The sequence below is a fragment of the Pseudofrankia coriaricola genome, from assembly GCF_001854805.1.
Taxonomy (GTDB): domain Bacteria; phylum Actinomycetota; class Actinomycetes; order Frankiales; family Frankiaceae; genus Pseudofrankia.
This window is the reverse complement of sequence record NZ_MBLO01000091.1, coordinates 16,321-35,095: the sequence shown is the minus strand read 5'-3', so window position 1 is coordinate 35,095 and position 18,775 is coordinate 16,321. Positions and strand designations below refer to the sequence as shown.

General features: G+C 72.8%; 16 protein-coding genes. 8 read left to right on the top strand and 8 right to left on the bottom strand.

The features are described from left to right. Nucleotide 1 precedes the first annotated feature (1 nt). Together ctaD and ctaC are read right to left on the bottom strand one after the other, a co-directional pair. On the bottom strand, nucleotides 2–1,699 hold the full coding sequence (gene ctaD, locus BCD48_RS15050) for an aa3-type cytochrome oxidase subunit I (RefSeq protein ID WP_071048990.1): 1,698 nt from the start codon (nucleotides 1,697–1,699) through the stop codon (nucleotides 2–4). Then, nucleotides 1,696–2,796 carry an aa3-type cytochrome oxidase subunit II gene (gene ctaC / locus BCD48_RS15045; RefSeq protein ID WP_241841740.1) on the bottom strand — a complete coding sequence of 367 codons (1,101 nt, stop codon included), beginning with the start codon at nucleotides 2,794–2,796 and terminating at the stop codon, nucleotides 1,696–1,698. Before ctaC ends, ctaD begins: the two co-directional genes overlap by 4 nt. Nucleotides 2,797–3,158: 362 nt before the next feature. On the opposite strand from ctaC, the gene BCD48_RS15040 reads away from it, so the two are divergent. Both BCD48_RS15040 and BCD48_RS15035 read left to right on the top strand, forming a co-directional pair. Beyond that, nucleotides 3,159–4,403, top strand: a complete 1,245-nt coding sequence (locus BCD48_RS15040) for a cysteine desulfurase family protein (RefSeq protein WP_071048989.1) — start codon at nucleotides 3,159–3,161, stop codon at nucleotides 4,401–4,403. A 135-nt stretch (nucleotides 4,404–4,538) separates the two neighbouring features. Next, nucleotides 4,539–4,799: a sulfurtransferase TusA family protein gene (locus BCD48_RS15035; RefSeq protein WP_071048988.1), complete on the top strand. Its 261-nt coding sequence runs from the start codon at nucleotides 4,539–4,541 to the stop codon at nucleotides 4,797–4,799. A 166-nt stretch (nucleotides 4,800–4,965) separates the two neighbouring features. On the opposite strand, the gene BCD48_RS15030 is transcribed toward BCD48_RS15035, so the two are convergent. Together BCD48_RS15030 and erpA are read right to left on the bottom strand one after the other, a co-directional pair. Next, nucleotides 4,966–5,949 carry a carbohydrate kinase family protein gene (locus tag BCD48_RS15030; protein WP_071049012.1) on the bottom strand — a complete coding sequence of 328 codons (984 nt, stop codon included), beginning with the start codon at nucleotides 5,947–5,949 and terminating at the stop codon, nucleotides 4,966–4,968. Between the two features lie 158 nt (nucleotides 5,950–6,107). Next, entirely contained in the window at nucleotides 6,108–6,473 is a 366-nt protein-coding gene (gene erpA / locus BCD48_RS15025) for an iron-sulfur cluster insertion protein ErpA (RefSeq protein WP_071048987.1), read from the bottom strand. 988 nt (nucleotides 6,474–7,461) lie between these two features. On the opposite strand from erpA, the gene nadA reads away from it, so the two are divergent. From nadA to BCD48_RS15010, 3 genes are all read left to right on the top strand, one after another. Continuing rightward, on the top strand, nucleotides 7,462–8,652 hold the full coding sequence (gene nadA / locus BCD48_RS15020) for a quinolinate synthase NadA (protein ID WP_071048986.1): 1,191 nt from the start codon (nucleotides 7,462–7,464) through the stop codon (nucleotides 8,650–8,652). Then, nucleotides 8,652–9,278: a DUF3043 domain-containing protein gene (locus BCD48_RS15015; protein ID WP_071048985.1), complete on the top strand. Its 627-nt coding sequence runs from the start codon at nucleotides 8,652–8,654 to the stop codon at nucleotides 9,276–9,278. The genes nadA and BCD48_RS15015 overlap by 1 nt, the downstream gene beginning before the upstream one ends. A 138-nt stretch (nucleotides 9,279–9,416) precedes the next feature. Then, complete coding sequence (locus BCD48_RS15010) at nucleotides 9,417–10,379, top strand: aldo/keto reductase family protein (protein WP_071048984.1); 963 nt, start codon at nucleotides 9,417–9,419, stop codon at nucleotides 10,377–10,379. A gap of 104 nt (nucleotides 10,380–10,483) precedes the next feature. Here the strand turns inward: BCD48_RS15010 and BCD48_RS15005 are convergent, their stop codons facing one another. The 3 genes from BCD48_RS15005 to BCD48_RS14995 form a co-directional block, all read right to left on the bottom strand. Beyond that, a complete protein-coding gene (locus BCD48_RS15005; RefSeq protein WP_491677135.1) occupies nucleotides 10,484–10,984 on the bottom strand; it encodes a TetR/AcrR family transcriptional regulator in 501 nt (166 codons plus the stop codon). 104 nt (nucleotides 10,985–11,088) lie between these two features. Further along, nucleotides 11,089–11,550, bottom strand: coding sequence for a nitroreductase/quinone reductase family protein (locus BCD48_RS15000; RefSeq protein WP_071049010.1), 462 nt, complete (start codon nucleotides 11,548–11,550; stop codon nucleotides 11,089–11,091). A gap of 216 nt (nucleotides 11,551–11,766) precedes the next feature. Continuing rightward, a complete protein-coding gene (locus tag BCD48_RS14995) occupies nucleotides 11,767–11,979 on the bottom strand; it encodes a hypothetical protein (RefSeq protein WP_071048983.1) in 213 nt (70 codons plus the stop codon). Nucleotides 11,980–12,329: 350 nt separating this feature from the next. Between BCD48_RS14995 and BCD48_RS52225 the strand changes: the two genes are divergently transcribed. From BCD48_RS52225 to BCD48_RS14985, 3 genes are all read left to right on the top strand, one after another. Further along, entirely contained in the window at nucleotides 12,330–12,482 is a 153-nt protein-coding gene (locus BCD48_RS52225) for a hypothetical protein (protein ID WP_198543247.1), read from the top strand. Nucleotides 12,483–12,643: 161 nt separating this feature from the next. Then, the gene (locus BCD48_RS14990; protein ID WP_071048982.1) at nucleotides 12,644–13,534 is read left to right on the top strand and encodes an MBL fold metallo-hydrolase; all 891 of its coding nucleotides are present in this window, start codon (nucleotides 12,644–12,646) and stop codon (nucleotides 13,532–13,534) included. A gap of 187 nt (nucleotides 13,535–13,721) precedes the next feature. Continuing rightward, the gene (locus tag BCD48_RS14985; protein ID WP_071048981.1) at nucleotides 13,722–13,970 is read left to right on the top strand and encodes a hypothetical protein; all 249 of its coding nucleotides are present in this window, start codon (nucleotides 13,722–13,724) and stop codon (nucleotides 13,968–13,970) included. Nucleotides 13,971–13,987: 17 nt separating this feature from the next. On the opposite strand, the gene BCD48_RS14980 is transcribed toward BCD48_RS14985, so the two are convergent. Beyond that, the gene (locus BCD48_RS14980; RefSeq protein WP_071048980.1) at nucleotides 13,988–18,763 is read right to left on the bottom strand and encodes a DUF4062 domain-containing protein; all 4,776 of its coding nucleotides are present in this window, start codon (nucleotides 18,761–18,763) and stop codon (nucleotides 13,988–13,990) included. Between the last annotated feature and the right edge of the window lie 12 nt (nucleotides 18,764–18,775).

The window sequence follows — 18,775 nt, the reverse complement described above, 5'->3', positions numbered from 1 at the left end:
CTTAGCTGGTCAGTTCCGGAGTGGCGCGGTGCTCGATCGCCCCGCCCGGGGCGTACGACGGGTGGTGCAGGTCGAAGGCGGGACGCTCGGAGCGAATCCGCGGCAGCGACAGGAAGTTGTGCCGCGGCGGCGGGCAGGACGTGGCCCATTCCAGCGAGTTGCCGAAGCCCCACGGGTCGTCGACCTTGACGATCCGGCCTTTCTTGTACGAATGCCACAGGTTGTACATGAACGGCAGGGTCGACAGCGCCAGGAGGAACGCGCCCGCCGTCGAGACGGTGTTCAGCGTGGTGAAGCCGTCGTTCGGGCCATAGTCGGCGTACCGGCGCGGCATGCCCTTGATGCCCAGCCAGTGCTGCACCAGGAAGGTCAGGTGGAAGCCGAAGAACAGCGTCCAGAAGTGAATCTTCCCGAGGCGCTCGTCCATCAGCCGACCGGTCACCTTCGGGAACCAGAAGTAGACGCCGGAGTAGGCGGCGAACACGACCGACCCGAACACCACGTAGTGGAAGTGGGCGACGACGAAGTAGCTGTCGGAGACGTGGAAGTCGATCGGCGGGCTGGCGAGCAGCACACCGGTCAGACCGCCGAACAGGAACGTCACCAGGAAGCCGAGGGCGAACAGCATCGGCGTCTCGAAGGTGAGCGAGCCGCGCCACATCGTGCCGATCCAGTTGAAGAACTTGACCCCGGTGGGCACCGCGATCAGGAACGACAGGAAGGCGAAGAACGGCAGCAACACCGCGCCGGTGACGAACATGTGGTGCGCCCACACCGAGATCGACAGCGCGCCGATGCCGATGGTTGCGAAGACCAGGCCCTTGTAGCCGAACAGCGGCTTTCGGGAGAAGACCGGCAGCACCTCGGTGATGATCCCGAAGAACGGCAGGGCGATGATGTAGACCTCGGGATGCCCGAAGAACCAGAACAGGTGCTGCCACAGGATCGCGCCGCCGTTCGCCGCGTCGAAGATGTGGGCGCCGAACCGGCGGTCGGCCTCCAGCGCCAGCAGCGCCGCCGCCAGCGGCGGGAAGGCGACCAGCACCAGGATCGACGTCACCAGGAAGTTCCAGCAGAAGATCGGCATCCGGAACATCGTCATCCCGGGCGCCCGCAGGCACAGAATCGTGGTGATCATGTTGACGCCGCCGAGGATGGTGCCCATACCGGAGGTCGCCAGACCGAGCACCCACAGGTCACCGCCGACGCCGGGCGAGTAGGTGGCGCTGTTCAGCGGCGCGTAGGCGAACCAGCCGAAGGCCGCGGCGCCGTCCGGCGTCAGGAAGCCGGCGACCACCGTCAGGCTGCCGAACAGGAACAGCCAGTACGACAGCGCGTTCAGCCGCGGGAACGCGACGTCCGGCGAGCCGATCTGCAGCGGGATCAGGTAGTTCGCGAACGCGAAGGCCAGCGGCGTCGCGAACATCAGCAGCATCAGCGTGCCGTGGATCGTGAACAGCTGGTTGTACTGCTCGTTCGAGAGGAACTGCAGGCCCGGCCGGGCGAGCTCGGCCCGCATGAACATGGCCAGGATGCCGGCGAAGGCGAAGAACGCGAACGAGGTCAGGAAGTACATGAGGGCGATGTCCTTGTGGGACGTCGTCCGCAGGTAGCCCAGGAGGCTGTTCACCGCCTTGGGCGGCGCCTCGTCGGCCGGCGGGCCAGCGTGCCCGACCGGCGGCTCGTGCACAAGCGTCACTGTCCGCTCCCGGAGGTCGTGCCGCTGCCGGCAGTGGTGAGCGCGGGAGCGCCGACGGCCGTGGCGCTCGCCGCCTCCTGCTCCGCGATGAACTTGTCGTACTGGTCGGCGGGGACGACGTTGACGTAGAAGTTCATCTTGTCGTGGTCCGCGCCACACAGCTCGGCGCAGCGGCCGATGAACGTGCCGGTTTCGGTCGGCGTGACCTCGAACGTGTTGATCCGGCCCGGCACGACGTCCCGCTTGAACAGGAACTCCGGCACCCAGAACGAGTGGATGACGTCCGGCGAGGTCAGCACGAACTTCACGGAGCGGCCCTCGGGCAGCACCAGCACGGCCGGCTGGCCGGGCTGGCCGGTCACCTCGACGACGTTACCGCCGTTCTGGCCGGTGTCCGTGTAACGGAACTGCCAGTTCCAGCGGAAGCCCACCACGTTCACCGTGACGTCCGGGTTGGCCGAGACCTTGTCAATCTTGGTCTCGTCCCGGGCGGTGTAGTAGAACAGCCCGGCGACGACCACCAGCGGCACGATCGTGTACAGCACCTCGACGGGGAGGTTGTACCGGACCTGGCGAGGCAGGACGTCCGACCGCTTCCGGAACGCGATGATCGCGTAGAAGATCAGCCCCCAGACCAGCACACCGACGGCGAGCGCGGCGATGGCCGAGCCCTTCCACAGGTTCAGAATGCGGGGGGTCTGGTTGGTCACCCCGTCCGGGAACCCGAAGTTCGGCACGCCGCAGGCGGTCGCGGTCAGCGCGAGCACGGCGAGGCCAGCGCCGAGCCGCGTCACGCGGCCGACGCGCCCGCGGCGATGACTGCTACGGGCTATACCGGCGTCGCGACCGCCACCCTCGAGGGCTGACTCGCCCGCGCCGTCGGCGGCCTCCCGGAGCATCGGCGCGGCGCCCGGGGTCCCTGCCGGATCGGCGACGCCGATCTGGGAGGTCTGCCAGCCACCTCCTCCGACCCCGGACGAGGCCATGCCATCGTCATAGGACTCGGCCTCAGCCCCGAGCCGCGCGGGCGGGCGCGCAGCGCCCGCCTCACCCGCGTCCGCGCGCGCCGGCCGGATCCGACCGAAGGAACTCCTCACCAGGTCCTGCCTCCCACGACTACGTCGGCCCGGGACACGCAAGGGTGGGTCACCTGGGCCGGCGCACGGTCTTCGACACGCTGTAGATGCTGCGACGGGAGCGTATCCCAGCCGACGTCACGGTTCTCGCCAGAGGCCCTCCCACGCCGGGCTTCACACGAATCGATCCGGCGGAAGAAAACACAGCGTAACGATCATTTACGATCAGTCGCCAAACCGGGGCCTCAGCCCCCGCCAGGGGGCCCAGCAGGACCACTAATGTGACCCAGCCGACGACGCGGGCCTGGCCCGATCAGCGTCTCCGGCCTGGCCCGATTGACGCCCGCGGCCTGGCCCCGTCGGGAAGGTCGTAGCGTCGGGGTGTGCCGGCCTATCTTGACCACGCGTCGACGACCCCGCTGCACCCGGCCGGCCGCGCGGCGCTGCTGGCGGCCCTCGACGACGGCTGGGCCGACCCGGCCCGGCTCTACCGGGAGGGCCGCCGCGCCCGCATGCTGCTGGACGCGGCGCGCGAGACCGTCGCCGGGGTCCTCGGAGCGCGGGCCGACGAGGTCTCCTTCTGTTCCAGCGGCGCGACGGCCGCCCACCTGGCCGTGCTGGGCACGGCGGCGGCGCGCAGACGCGCCGGCGACCTGGTGCTGGTCAGCGCGGTCGAGCACTCGAGCGTGCTGCACGCGGCCGAGCGCCACGAACGGGCCGGCGGGCGCACTCGCACCCTGGATGTGGACCGTCACGGCCGGGTGGACCCGGCGAGCTGCGTGCCCCCGCCTGGCACCGCGCTCGTCTCGGTGCAGCACGCCAACCACGAGGTCGGCACCATCCAGCCGGTGGCGGAGGTGGCCGAGGCGTTGCACACGGCCGCCGGTTCCAGGGACGCCAGCGGCCCGGCGGGCGCAGGAGGGTCTGCGGACAGAAGTTCGGTGGACAGAAGTTCGGTAGACAGAAGTTCGGTGGACAGGGTGCCCTTGCACACGGACGCCGCGATGACCGTCGGGCGCATCCCGGTGGACGTCACCGCGCTGGGCGCCGACCTGCTGACGGCGAGCGCGCACAAGTTCGGCGGGCCGGCGGGTGTCGGGATCCTGGTGGTGCGGGCCGGCACCCGCTGGACGAACCCGATGCCGGCCGACGAGCGCGAGGCGGGCCGGGCCGCCGGTTTCCCGAACCTGCCGGCGATCGTGGCGGCCGCGGCGGCGCTGCACGCGAGGGCCGGCGAGCTCGCCGCCGAACGCGAACGGCTGGGAGCGCTCACCGCCCAGCTGCGCGCCCGGCTGCCGGCGCTGGTCGACGACGTCGAGCTGCTCGGCGATCCGGACCCAGCCGGCCGGCTGCCGAACCTGGTCGCTTTCTCCTGCCTGTACGTCGCGGGCGAGGCGCTGCTCGGCGAGCTGGACCGGGCGGGGATCGCGGTCAGCAGCGGGTCGAGCTGCACGTCGGACTCACTGACGCCGAGCCACGTGCTCGTGGCGATGGGCGCCCTGTCGCATGGCAACGTGCGGGTCTCACTCGGCCGCGACTCCACCGCCGCCGACCTCACGGCCCTGCTGGATGTCCTGCCGGGCGCCGTCGCCGCGATCCGCGAGCGAGCCGGCGCGGTGGGCCTGTAACGGCGATGATGTCCGCGGCACAGACGCCCGAAGACAGCCGGAAGGGCGCAAGTGGCCGAAGACGCCAGGAAGGCAAGTGGCCGAGGACGCCGAAGACCGAGACGCCGGGAAGGCGGAGGAGGGCGGGCAGCGGGCATGAGCGACGCGGATCCTGACCCGGCGCTGGACGCCCCGGACGTCGTGGTGGATGCGCTGGGTCGGCTCTGCCCGCTGCCGATCATCGACCTGGCCAGACGAATCGGCGAGGTGCCGGTCGACGGCACGGTCGAGCTGCTGGCCGACGACCCGGCCGCCGCCGCCGACGTGGCCGCCTGGTGCCGCCTGCGCGGCCAGCAGCTTCTCGGCACCCGCGATCTGCCCACCGGCCAGGCGTACCTCATCCGCCGGACGCACTGAAGCTGGAAGGTGGCGTCAGCCGACGGTCAGCAGCGCCGCGGGCGTGGCGGGCGGCGGTGAACCCGATTCGGTCACCGCCGCCACGCCGCGTCCGTGGACGTCAGAACCTCAAAGCCTGAGGACCCGCGGAACCCTCAAGCCTCAGAACTCCACGGCCTCATGGAACTCAGGACCGCGGGAGGTAGTCCTTGATCTCGGTGGCCGCCTCGGCGCCGTAGGCCTCGGTGAGCCGCTTGAGCAGTTCGGCCTCGTCGGCCTCGTAGTCCTGTGGCCCGATGGTCTCGAGCACCAATGTCGCCAGGAGGCAGCCAAGCTGCGCGGAGCGCTCCAGCGACAGGTGCCAGGAGCGCCCGGCGAAGAAGCCAGCGCGGAACGCGTCGCCGACGCCGGTCGGGTCCGGAGTGTCGCGTGCCGGAACCACCGGTACCTGGATCGGGATGCCGTCCGCGGCGCGCTCGATGCGCACTCCATTGGCACCCAGCGTGGTGATCCGGGTATCGACCCGGGCGAGCACGTCGGCGTCCGACCAGCCGGTCTTCTGCTCCAGCAGGGCCTTCTCGTACTCGTTGCAGAACAGGTAGGCGGCGCCGTCGACGAGCCGGCGGACGTCCTCGCCGTCCATCCGGGCGAGCTGCTGGGACGGGTCGGCGGCGAACGGGTAGGCACGCTCGCGGCACTCGTCGGTGTGCCGCCGCATCGCCTCGGGGTCGTTCGGGCTGATGATCACGAGGTCGAGGCCGCCGAACCGGTCGGCGACCGGGGCGAGCTCGATGTTGCGCGCCTCGGACATGGCGCCCGGGTAGAAGGAGGCGATCTGGCACAGGTCGTCGTCGGTCGTGCAGACGAAGCGCGCGGTGTGCGCGAGATCACTCACCCGCACCGACGCCGTGTCGACGCCGTGCCGGTCGAGCCAGGAGCGGTAGTCGGCGAAGTCCTCACCGACCGCGCCGACCAGGACCGGGTGCAGGCCGAGCCGGCCCAGCCCGTAGCTGATGTTGGCCGCGACGCCACCGCGCCGAATGACCAGCTCGTCGACGAGGAAGGACAGCGACACCCGCTCGAGCTGCTCGGCGATCAGCTGATCGGCGAAGCGCCCGGGGAAACGCATGAGGTGATCGGTCGCGATGGACCCGGTGACGGCAATACGCACGATGCCCAATGTTAGCTTGCCCCCTGATCACCATCAGTATCGCCCCACGAGCGCGGCCGGGACTCGACAAACCGAGAGCCTGGTGTGACGGGATTCATCCCGTCACACCAGGCTCTCGGACGATCAGCCAACGGCGCGCCCGTGGGCGCCGAGTCGATCTAGTGGAAGGAGTCGCCGCAGGCGCAGGAGCCCTGGGCGTTGGGGTTGTCGATCGTGAAGCCCTGCTTCTCGATGGTGTCGACGAAGTCGATGGTGGCGCCACCCAGGTACGGGGAGCTCATCCGGTCAACCGTGACCTTGACACCGGAAAAATCGAGGACGGTGTCGCCGTCGAGCTGACGCTCGTCGAAGAACAGCTGGTAGCGCATACCGGAACAGCCGCCGGGCTGCACGGCGATGCGCAGTGCCAGGTCGTCGCGGCCTTCCTGCTCGAGCAGGGACTTCACCTTGCTCGCGGCCAGGTCGGTGAGGATGACCTGGCTAGGCCGGGTCTGGGTGTCCGTCGTCGTGTCCTGGACGGTCATAGGGGCTGCTCCTGCCCTTTCGGAAGGTGCCTACAGGGTGCGCCGCGGGGATCCGCGCGACCCGAGCCGCGCCGGCGCCCTCCACGCGGCCCAGTCGGTGCCACGACGGCACCGCTGCCGCCGCGTGGTTCAGCCGAGGTGACGCACGCCGTCTCGACGCACACCGTGTCACTGGTGTCATGTCGTCAGCGCTAACAACCTCGGCCCGGTTCCGCTTCCCATCGTAGCTACCGGCCGGTGGGCCGGCCATGACGCCGGCCCTTTCCCCAGCGCGCTCCCTGGGCCGCGGGCACGCGGCGCCAGTGCCGGCGGGGCAGGCATTCCCAGCCAGACGGCCCGTTCGCGTTCCCCCAGTGACCCATCTCTCACTCAGGTCGAACGCCCCTACTCCACCGAACGGGCGCCCCGGTGTGGGCGGCCCGGCCCATCACGAACTTCCGGGATCGCCTCCCAGACCTCCCCGATCGCTGACCTCCCAGATCGGCTCCCAGACCTCCCCGATCGGCTTCCGGACCTCCCAGATTGGCTCCGCAGGCTCCGCCAATCCGGCAGGAACCCCGAATCGGGCAGGAACCCCGGATCCGGCAGGGCCCTCCAGGAACCCCGACGAGTTCTGGGAACCCCGACGAGCCCTGGGAACTCCGGCAGCCCTCGGCAAACTCGGGTGACTCGGCCCAGGCGCTCAGGCCCCTCCGCCAAGAGCCCCCCGGCGATCGCCCGGACGGCCGGAGCTGTCGGGAGGGTGACCGGTCAGCGACGCTCGGACAAACCACACATGGCCCACGGGCCGCAGTTAGTGTCTCGTCGACCATTAATGAGTTAGAGTCTCTTCGACCATATGTCGACCGACCTACCCACCGATCACCAGAGCCAGCCCGGCGTCGCCCGCGGTCCCGAGCCATCGGAGCCGTGCGGAGCGTCCCAGGTCGGCCGGGGCCGACCGGTGGAGCCGTCCTCGCACACAGCGCGCCACCCAAGGGGGCCTGCCATGACGACCAACCCGACCCTGGAACGCATAGGCGTAACCCCGTCACCGCTGGCCCTCCTGCTGCTCGGCCACGGGACGGACGCCGGCAGCGAGCGCGGCGTCGAGTGCCCAGGCGAGCTGCCCCCGGCCGCCGATCCCGCGCTGGCCGAGCGGGCCGCCGCGGCCAAGGCCGCGCTGGGCGAGAAGGTCTTCGTCCTCGGGCACCACTACCAACGCGACGACGTGATCGCCTTCGCGGACGTCACCGGTGACTCGTTCAGGCTCGCCCAGCAGGCCGCGGCCCGGCCCGAGGCCGAGCACATCGTGTTCTGCGGCGTGCACTTCATGGCCGAGAGCGCCGACATCCTGACCGCGCCGCACCAGGGAGTGATCCTCCCGGACCTGGCCGCGGGCTGCTCGATGGCCGACATGGCCACCGCCGAACAGGTCGAGCAGGCCTGGGACGACCTGCTCGACGCGGGCGCGGCCGAGGGCACGGTGCCGGTGACCTACATGAACTCCTCGGCCGCGATCAAGGCGTTTACCGGCCGCCACGACGGCACTGTCTGCACGTCCTCGAACGCTCGGCGCGCGCTCGACTGGGCGTTCGGCCCGGAGCGCGGCGGGCAGCGTGCGCTGTTCCTGCCCGACCAGCACCTGGGCCGCAACACCGCGATCGGCGAGCTGGGGATGACCGAGGCCGACTGCGTCGTCTACGACCCGCACCGCCCGAACGGTGGGCTCACCCCCGCCCAGCTGCGGGACGCGAAGATGATCCTCTGGCGGGGCCACTGCTCGGTGCACGGCCGGTTCAGCCGGAACTGCGTCGACGAGGTGCGAGCGCGGGTTCCCGGGGTAACTGTCCTGGTACACCCCGAGTGCAAGCGCGAGGTGGTGACCGCCGCCGACCTGGTCGGATCGACGGAGTACATCATCAAGGTGGTGGACGCGGCCCCGGCCGGTTCGTCGTTCGCGATCGGCACCGAGCTCAACCTCGTACAGCGGCTCGCGAACCGCCACCCCGACAAGAACATCGTCTTCCTGGACCGCACCGTGTGTTTCTGTTCCACAATGAACCGCATCGACATGCCACACCTCGTGTGGGCGCTGGAGTCCCTCGTCCGCGGCGAGCCGGTCAACCGGATCACGGTCGCGCCGGACGTGGCCACATATGCCCGAAAGGCCCTCGACCAGATGTTGACTCTCCCGTAATGGCCACGATCGGCCTCAGAAAGCGGTCGCGCGACGCCGAGCCGGAGGACTCCGGCGCGACGGTCGACGTGGACGAGCTCGCCCCCACGACGGAAGCGCGGATGACGGCCAAGAAGGGCCGGCCGACGCCGAAGCGTTCGCAGGCGCGCGCGGCCCGCTCGACGGTCGGCGCCTTCAGCCCCTCGGCGAACACCAAGGATGGGCGCCAGCGCGACCGCGGCGAGCGTCGCCGCGCGATGGCCGAGCAGCGGGCCGCACTGCGTTCCGGCGACCTGTCGAAGATGCCCGCGCGGGAGCGCGTGCCGGAGCGGGTGCTGGCCCGCGACGTCGTGGACAGCCGGATCAACGCCGGCTCGCTGTTCCTGTTCGCGATCGTCGTCTACTTCGTCGGCGGGATCGTGCCGAACGGCTACGTGCGGCTGGTCGCCGTCTACGTGATGATCCTCGGCATCGCCGCCGTGGTCATCGACGGCTTCTTCCTGGCCCGCAAGGTCAGCAAGGCGGTCCAGGAACGCTACCCGGACTCGCGGGTGAAGGTCCGCGCGTATGCGGTGCAGCGCTCGCTGGTCCCGCGCCGCTGGCGCATGCCACCGCCCCGCGTCTCCCGCGGAAAGGCGGGGCGCTAAGCCGTCACACAGCACCCGGGGCGACGTCACAGGCGGTGGAGCTGGCGCGGAGCGCCCTGACCCGCCTGGTTCCAGGCGACCTGCGCAGGGCGGGAACCGCGACGTTCGGTCTCCTGTAGAAGTCCTAGAGTCGGCGGGGTGGAGTATCGACGCCTAGGGCGCAGCGGCCTGACCGTTAGCCAGATCGCATACGGAAACTGGATCACCCATGGTGACCAGATCGAGGCCGAGCAGGCGATCGCCTGCGTGCGCGCAGCCTTCGACGAAGGCATCACAACCTTCGACACCGCCGACGTCTACGCCGGCGGGCGGGCCGAGGCCGTGCTGGGCGAGGCGCTCGCCGGCGTCCGGCGCGAGTCCTACGAGCTCGCGACCAAGGTCTTCTGGCCGACGGGCCCCGGCCAGAACGACAGGGGCCTGGGCCGGAAGCACATCATCGAGTCGATGAACGCGTCGCTGAAGCGGCTGCGCACCGACTACGTCGACCTGTACCAGGCGCACCGCTACGACCCGACGGTGCCGCTCGAGGAGACACTTCGGGCGTTCGACGACCTGGTGCGCACCGGCAAGACGCTCTACATCGGCGTCTCCGAGTGGTCCGCCGAACAGATCACCGAGGCGGTGCGGCTGGCCGGGGAGCTGGGCCTGGACCGGATCATCTCCAACCAGCCGCAGTACTCGGCGCTCGTGCGCACGATCGAGGCCGAGATCGTGCCGGCGTCCGCGAAGGCGGGTGTCTCGCAGATCGTCTGGTCGCCGATCGCGCAGGGCGTGCTGACCGGTAAGTACCTTCCAGGGCAGCCTCCGCCCCCCGGCAGCCGCGCCACCGGCGCCACCGGCTCCGGCTTCATCCAGCGCCTGATGGGCGACGATGTGCTGACCGCCGTGCAGAACCTGCGCCCGATCGCCGACGAGGCCGGGCTCTCGCTCGCCCAACTGGCCGTCGCGTGGGTGCTGCAGAACGACAACGTCGCGTCCGCGATCATCGGCGCATCCCGGCCCGAGCAGGTCCGCGAGAACGTCAAGGCCGCCGGCGTCACTCTCGCCCCGGAGGCCCTCGCCCGCATCGACGAGGCACTCGGCGGCGTCGCCGAGTCCTAGCCAGGCACGCGCGGCTGTGGTGGCCGGCCCGGTCCGTATGCCGGCCGGCCACCACAGCCGCGCGTGGCGGGTACGAGGACTTCGCCGCGAACGGCGGCCAGCGGTCAGCCGGTGAAAGCCCTGGCGAGTGCGCGCCAGGTCGCGTCCAGGTCGGACATGTCGGAGTAGGCACTGTCCATTTCCAGGATCACCGCGCCGTGGGCGGCGGCGAACAGCGCCTGGGCGACCCAGGGGTCGCCGGTCGCCCGGTAGAACGGCTCGCCGGACCAGCCGTCCAGACCGGGGGTCAGCAGGCTCCGGTCGATGCGGCCGGAGGTGGCGAGCCGGTAGAGGTTGGCGCTCATGAGCGCGAACCGCCGGTACTCGGCCAGGAGCGCGGTGACGACACCCGCGGCGCTCGCCGAGTCGACGACGGCGTGCAGCGCGTCGCCCATCTCGAACAGGCCGGTCTCGACGAGCGCCGCCTCCAGCGCCGGCTTGCCGGGCAGGTGCTTGTAGAGCGACGCCGCCCTGATACCGACCTCGTCACCGAGACGGCGCATCGTCAACGCGTCCGCCCCCTCCGCCGCCAGCACCGCGAGCCCGGCGGCGACGATCTCGCGCACCCGCTCCGACCGTCCCGCCGGCTCCGGCCGCGCCGCGATCCGCGCCAGCGGCAGCCCGGCCAGCTCCCCGCCGACGCCCCCCGCCGTCGTGGTGGCGTGGGCGGTCAGTTGATCCGCTCCAGGACGAAGGCCGGGTGGCGGGGAGCGATCGCGGCGAGCTCCTCGTCGGACGAGTCGGGCCCCACACCGCCGAAGAAGACGCCGACCTCGGCCTTCCACCGCTGAAGGTAGGAGCGCAGCACCCGGACCTTCTCCTGGTCGGCCAGCTCCGTGGCTCGGTAGTGGGCTCGGGACCGGCCGAGCAGCAGGTACAGCTCGCCGTCGGCCGCCCGCACGTTGCGCACCCACTGGCCGTGGCCGCGAGGCGACACCAGATACTCCCGGCCGTCGAGGACGAGAAGGTTGACGGGCGTGCGCCGCGGCTCGCCGCTGGTCCGGCCACGCACCTCGAGCACTCGGCTGCCGAGCACGCTCACCCCGCGCCGGGTGAGGGCCGCGACCAGGCGGTTGAAGACCTTCCGGGTGAACGCGCCCGGCGCCTGGTAGTGCGCCGACGCGCCCGGCATGGCGGAACCAGCGGCCTCGGCGGAAACAGTGGACTCGGCGGCCGGCAGGGCCTCGTTCATGACGACTCCCAAGAAGGTAGCTAACAGCGTTAGCCCACTATGGCTAACGCCGTTAGCTTCGTCAACCGCCGTGGCTAACTTTGTTAGCCACGACGATCTGGATCTTCACCGACCGCGGTGGCGCCGCGTGCGCGCCAGGCCGCTCGTGCTCGCGGCTCAGGTCGTCGGGCGCAGGCTCATCGGGCCGTAGACCTTGCGGCCCGCATCGCACAGCGTGACCTGCGTGACGCCGCCGTCGAGCAGCTCGGACCAGATCTCCCCGATCCAGGTCTCCGCGTCGCCCTGACTCGGGAACGACTCGGACCCGGACGCCCCGGCCACCGTCACCAGCGCCCCGTCCTCGGCCTCGTACCGCCAGGTCCAGCTCACCCGCGCACCTCCTCGTGAACCCGCCACGACCGTCGGCGGCATCCCGCCGTCCACCCCATCCAACCGTCACTGGCCTCGGGCGGGGCGGTCAGGCCAGGATGTGCCCTACGTCGGTAACGCCGGCTGTCCGCGACCTCGGCACGGATTCGCCACCGATTGGCTACCGTAGGCGCGACGCCCCGCCTCGCGTTCGGTGGTCAGCCGGCCGGCGCCCGCGCGCGGGCACGTCGGCGGGCCCGGACCTGCCAGGGGACGAACGGGCCGGGCGGCCCAGCGGCCGGGCAAGACCCGGCATGTCGGCGCCAGCACCGGCACGCGCAGGCCAGCATCAGAAGCGGAGGAATGTCCACGTGGTCACACAGCTCGCCGAGGCGGCCCAGCACAGCGACAGCGGGTTCGCCCCCTGGGTCGTGGCGGCCCTCACGTTCGGCTCGATCATCCTGCTCGGCATCGTGCTGACGCTGATGACGCTCGCGGAGCGCAAGCGCCACCCGCACGTCTGAGCATCCGCCGGAGGGCCCGCGGCCACGTGGGCGTCACGCCCGCCGCGGCGGCACCCACGAACCGCGCCAGCAGGTGGCTGGGGACGCCTCGGCCAGGCCCCGGCGCGGCGGGCGGCCTGGTCTGACACCGGCCGTCCGCGGCAGAGAGCGGGGCAGGAGAAGTGCGCGTCACCCTGCTGGGCACGGGCTCGGCCGACGGCTGGCCGAATCCGTGGTGTGCGTGTTCGTCGTGCACCTGGGCACGCGACACCGGTAATGCCCGCACGCAGACGGGCGTGCTGCTCGACGACGCCATGCTCGTCGATCTCGGGCCGGACGTGCCGCGCGCGGCGGCCCGGTTCGGCGTCGACCTGGGCGGCCTGCGCCACCTCGTGGTCGGGCACGCCCATCCGGACCACATCGGGCCGGAGGTGCTGATGTGGCGGTCGTGGAGCACCGCGGCCGACCGCCCGCTCGACGTTGTCGGCCCGCCGGCGGTGCTCGACGTCGTCGCGGCCTTCCTGACCCGCTGGGAGCGACGGGCACCCGGCGAGGCCGGCTCGCCGCTGCGCCCCAGGCAGGCCCTTGCCGGCAATGCCATCCGGCTGGGCGGTCCGGGGCCGGACGGGGACGGCTACCTGGTGGTTCCGGTCGCGGCGGCGCACGGGGACGCCTCGATCGGGCCCGCGGTGCTCTACGACATCACCGCCCCGGACGGTGCCCGGCTGCTCTACGCCTGCGACACCGGTCCGCTGCCCGCGGCGACCATCGAGGCGCTGGCCGGCCGGGAGTTCGACGTGGCACTGGTCGAGGAGAACAACGGCGACCAGCCCGGCTTCGGCGACCACCTGGACCTGGCGACGTTCGCCGCCGACGTCGATCGGCTCCGCGCGCATGGCGCCCTGACGGGCACCTCGACCGTCGTCGCCGTCCACCTGAGCCACCGCAACCCGCCGGGTCCGCGGCTCGCCGAGCGCCTGGCCGCGATCGGCGTCGACCTGCTTCCGGACGGCGCGGTCCTCGAGGCCGCCCCCGGAAAGCGCGCCACCGTCACGCTTCCCTCGCCGGGCTGAGGCCGGCGCTGCCCGGCCGGGCACCCGTCCCCCGGCCGGGCAGCGGCAAAGGCTCCGCGAACAGGACAGCCCGGGCGGGCCCTTCCGCCCGCCCCGCCGGGGCACCGGCGTCCGGATCTGGCACCGTGGGTACTTCCCTGCCGTGACGTGTCGGACGGGCCACAATGTCCGTGGCCGCGGCGTTCGCATGGGACGCGCCCTGGCTGTGCTCATGGGTCTGTGGGCGGGGCTCGGCTGGGTGCCGGCGGACGGCGTCTCCGGCCGGTTGGCGGCGCTGGTGGGCGTCGTCGCGCTGGGGGTCGTCGTCACCGGCCGTTCCGCGCGGGCCCGCCCGCCGGCCGGGCGAGCCAGGCTCGACGCCGTCTCGGCGCTCGCGCTCATGCTCGTGGTGGTGGCCTCGGCCGCCGCGGCCCTCACCCCACCCAACATCGGCTGACGCCGACGCGAGGTGGCTCAGTCGAGGCGTAGTTCGTAGAGGTAGAGGCCGCCGGAGGCGGCTACGGCGAGGCCGCGCGAGTCGGGCAGCCAGGCGCAGTCCCTGGCCGCGCCGTCGAACCGCATCAGCGTGACGCACCGCCAGCGCGCCGTCTCCCAGATCCGCACCGAGCCGTCGCCGCCGGCGCTGGCGAGGAACGCCCCGTCGGGGCTGACCGCCGCGCCCCGGACCGTGTGGGTGTGCCCCGTCAGCACCGGGCCCGCCCGCCAGCCGTCGGTCCACCAGACCCTCAGCGTGTGGTCGGCGCCCGCGGAGGCCAGGAAACGGCCGTCCGGCGCGACGGTGAGGCCCAGCACCTCGCCGGTGTGCCCGGTGAGCAGGTCCAGCGGCTCCAGCGTGGCGACGTCCCAGACCCGGATCTCCTGGTCAGCGCCGCCCGCGGCCACCCAGGCGCCGTCCGGGGCGACGACGCAGGTGTGCCCGGCGCCACCGCCACCGGTCGCCGGTTCGGTGTAGTAAGCCTCGATGTCGTAGGGATCTTCGGGGTATGGACCGGTCGGGTACAGGTCGGTGTCGTTCGGGTTCCGGGCCCGTCGGCCCGTGGTGGACGGCTGGCTGGTCGACGGCTGGCTGCCGTACAGGCGCGACGGCTCACCCGGCCGGCGGCTGCCGGCGCCGCCTGGCCCGCTGGCGCCGCGGCCGCCGGCGCTGCCGCCGCCGGCCTTGCGGCCGGCGAACGAGGCGAGCCACTCGCCGCTCTGGGTGTCCCACATCCGCACGGCGCCGTCCGCGCATGCGCCCACCAGCCAGGAACCGTCGGGCGACGCGGCGAAGCCGCGGACCTCGCTCGGTGAGCTAAGGACGGCCCGGACCGTGCCGGTTGCGGGCTCCCACAGCCGCACACCGCCGTCCCGGCCGGGCAGCGCCACCCAGCTGTCGTCGGGGGCAACCGCGCCGCCACGGACGGGGTTGAGCCGCTCCCCCACCAGCGCGGCCCCCTGCTCGGCCGTGGCGACGTCCCACTGGACGGCAGTGGCGTCCTCGGAGACGGAGACGACCCAGCGCCCGTCCGAGCTCGCGACGCAGGCGCGCATCCCCTCATCCCGGCCGCTCGCCGCGACGCCCGGGTCGGCGAGCCCCACATCCCAGATCCGCAGCGCCCCGTGCCGACCGGCGGAGACCAGCCAGCTCCCGTCCGGGGCGATCGCGCAGACCGCCGCCGTCCCGCTCGGACCGACCAGCTGGCGACGCGTGCCGGTCGCCGTGTCCCACAGCCGCACGACGCCGTCGGCCGCGGTCGCGGCCACCGCCGCGCCGTCCGCGGTGACCGCGCAGCCGCGCGCCGCGGCGCCCACGTCGTAGCGCGCGACGGCCATGCGGGCCGCCGGGTCCCACCGCCGGACCGTGCCGTCCTCCCCGGCGGAGACCAGCCAGGCCGGCCCGTGGCAGCCAGCGAGCCGGCGCACCGGACCGCGGTGCCCGCGCAGCTCACCGACCGGGGCGCCGCCCTGGCGGGTGTCGAACAGCCGGATCACCCCGTCCTCGCACGCCGCCGCGAGCAGCGAGCCGTCGGGCGAGATCGCGCAGTCGCGGAGCCGGCGGCCTGGTGTCACCACGATCATCGGGCCGGGCAGGCCGCTGCGGGCGCGCCAGCAGCGGACGATGCCGTCGTCGCCACAGGTCGCGAACCAGGCGCCGGACGGCGCGACCGCGGCGCCGCGCACCTCCCCGGAATGGCCGCGCAGCTCGAACCGGGCCGGGCCGCCGCGGGCGTCCCAGACCCGGACCACCCGGTCCGCGCCGCCCGACACGAGGAAGCCGCCGTCCAGCGCGATCACGCAGGTGTGCACGGCGCCCGTGTGGCCGGTCAGCACCGCGCGGGCGGCGGATGCGTCCGCGTCCCAGATCTGAACGGTGCCGTCGTCGCCGGCGCAGGCCAGCCAGTCGCCCGACGGGGCCACCGCGCAGGCGTTGACCGACGGGCGATGGGCCTGGAGCACCCGGACGAGCCCGGGGTGCGGCTGGTCGGGCAGGCTCCAGCGGTTGACCAGCCGCGGCCCGCGCACGGTGGCGGCGAACTGGGCGCGGGCGCCGGCCAGCGCCGGGATGCCGTCGAGCCGGCTCGCCAGCACCGCGCTCAGGGCGTCCGGCGGGTCGGTGGGGCCGAACAGGTGGGCGGTCTGGCGCAGCACACGACGCAACGCCCTGGGCGCCGGATCCGCCGGGTCCAGCTCGGTGGCGAGCGCCAGGTCCGCGTCGACGGCGACCAGGCCGAGGCTGGGCCGGGCGAGTTTGGCGACGGTCCAGCGCAGGTCGCGCACCAGCGCGAGCGCCTCGTCGGCCCGGCCGGCGCCGCCGAGGTGCGCGACCAGGTTCGTCCACACGTAGCCGGCTCGGCTCGGCAGCTCCCACCAGGCCACGGGCGCAGGGCTTCCCGCCGGATCGGCGCCAGGGTCCGCGAAGCCCACGCCGGGGCGCTCGGTGCCACCAGCGACGTCGCCGCCGTAGTTGTCGGTGTCCCCGAGGTCGTAGCCGTAGCCCCCGGTGTCCTCGGCGCCCGGAAGGCCGGCCGCGGGTGGCCGGCCCGGCACGAGCAGTCGGGCCCGCAGCGCGTCGCACAGCACCCCGTGCAGCTCACGCAGCCGCCGCGGGCCGACGCGGACACGCAGGTAGGAGCGCAGCACATCCTGCATCAGCAACGCCGGCGGGTACCGGCGGTAGGCGAGCACCAGCGACAGGTCGAGGAGCTCCTGGCACAGGTCGTCGACCTCGTCGAGGGTGAGCTCCCCGGTGGCGCCCCAGTAGGCGTCGAGCACATAGCGGGGGATCTCGACGTCCTCGGGGAAGACGGCGAGTTCCAGGTACCGGTCCAGCTCGTCGCCGGTGAGCAGGCCGACACTCGCCGACAGGGTGGCGCCGACGGCCTGGTTGCGGTCCTCGAGCCGGGTGACGTCGAACGCCGTCGGGCCGCGGCGGGCCAGCCGGGCGAGCACCCGGTCGGCGGCACGCGGTGGCGGCACGCCGTCGCGCACCAGCCGGACGAGTGCCCGGTTGACCAGCCGCAGCAGCACCGGCCAACGCCCGGTCGCGTCCAGCAGCCGCCGCGCCCGGTCGGCCGGCAGCACCTGGCCCAGCGCGAGCCCAACCTCCCGGATCGGCTTCCCGACCTCCCCGATCGGCTTCCGGACCTCCCAGATTGGCTCCGCAGGCTCCGCCAATCCGGCAGGAACCCCGAATCGGGCAGGGACCCCGGATCCGGCAGGAACCCCGGCTTCGGCGGTCTCGGTCGCGCCGCTGGCATCGGTCCGGCCGGTGGCATCGGTCCCGCGGGTGGCGCCGCCGCCGGTGCCAGTCCCCCAGATGGGCGCCTCCCCCTGCCCCGGGCTGAGGTCGAGGGTGAGGAGGCGGGCGGCCTCCGCGTCGGACATCGCCAGCACCTCGACCGTGTCGGCGGCGGCGAGGTCCGAACGCAGATCCCGCATCCGGGTTGTGACCAGCCGAACGCAGCCCGGGCCGCCCTGCAGGAACGGCGCGAGCTGTGCCCGCGTCCATACGTCGTCGACGACGAGCAGCCGCCGAGGCGTGCCAAGCAGCTCGCCGAGGCGGAACCCGGCCTGTTCGGGGTCCGCGAGCGCCGGCCGGGCGCCCGACAGGGCCTCGCTCAGGTCGTTGATCTTGTCCGCGAGGTTCGCGCCGGTCACCGACTCGCCGACGGTCACCCACAGCACCCCGCCGGGGAACGCGCCGGCGATCTCCGGGCGCCGGCACACCTCCGCGGCGAGCGTGGTCTTGCCGAAGCCGCCCACTCCGCGCAGCACCACCGTCCGTGGCGGGACCGCGCCCTGGGACCGCTCCCCCGGCGCCGCGCCGCCGGGGACGACCGGAAAGGCGCCCGTCCCACCGTCGCCGACCGCCGACGGCACAGCCGGCAGTCGCGACGCCGAGGTCCCGGCCGTCTGGGCGATCTGCCGGTGGACCAGCGAAGGCGGCAGGGCGGGCAAGGTGATCTCGTCAACGGTGTCCGCGTCTAGGTCCGCGTCCACGTCGACGTCCGGTGCCGCCGCGCCAGCGGGCGGCGTGGCGGCGCGGGTGACGCCGGTGGCGTGGGCCAGCAGCCGGGTGAGAACGGCCTCGGTGAGCTCCGGACGGGCGACGACCTTGCCGTGCGGCGACGGCACCATCCACGGCCGGCGCGGCCCGGTGCCCACCGGCGCCGCGTCCGGGCTGACCGTGCCGACCCCGACGATGACCACGGCGGGGCCAGGCATCAGGGTGTGGCCGTTCGCAGGGCCGGCGGATGCCTCCTCCAGCTCGCGGCGCTCGCGCTCACGCAGCTTGACCAGGGCATCGAGGACGGCCGTCTCGAGGTCGGCCGGCGCCCGGAAGCTCGTGGTGATGAGGCCGGCGTCGTTCAGCCGCTCACGGAAGCGGCGCTGGCGGCCGCCGTGGACGATGTCCGAGAACTCCTGGAACGGGACGAGCGCATCCTCAGCGAGCAGGAACACCAGCCGTGGGATGCCGGCCTCAGTGGCCGCCTCGAACTCGACCTCGGTGTAGGACAGGTCCGGCCGCTCGCGCACCGGCGAGCCGTAGCGGAAGCCGATCAGGCCGACGTAGACGTCGCTCGCGCGGACCTGCTGGGCGCAGAAGTCGGCCGGCGGGTCGTCGCGGGCACCGAAGTACGCCATGTCGACGGCGAGGTCGCCCGCCCGCGCCACGGCACGCTCCGCCGCGGCGACGAACGACAGGTCGCGCGGGTAGGCCCGGAGCTCGGACGTGTGGCTGAGGAACACCCGCCGCCGGTC

Excerpts from the sequence above, each read along its gene's own strand:
- BCD48_RS15035 (WP_071048988.1), top strand. The coding sequence starts at position 4,539 with ATGAGCGACGCGGATCCTGACCCGGCGCTGGACGCCCCGGACGTCGTG.
- erpA (WP_071048987.1), bottom strand. The coding sequence starts at position 6,473 with ATGACCGTCCAGGACACGACGACGGACACCCAGACCCGGCCTAGCCAG.
- nadA (WP_071048986.1), top strand. The coding sequence starts at position 7,462 with ATGACGACCAACCCGACCCTGGAACGCATAGGCGTAACCCCGTCACCG.
- BCD48_RS15015 (WP_071048985.1), top strand. The coding sequence starts at position 8,652 with ATGGCCACGATCGGCCTCAGAAAGCGGTCGCGCGACGCCGAGCCGGAG.
- BCD48_RS15000 (WP_071049010.1), bottom strand. The coding sequence starts at position 11,550 with ATGCCGGGCGCGTCGGCGCACTACCAGGCGCCGGGCGCGTTCACCCGG.
- BCD48_RS14985 (WP_071048981.1), top strand. The coding sequence starts at position 13,722 with ATGGGACGCGCCCTGGCTGTGCTCATGGGTCTGTGGGCGGGGCTCGGC.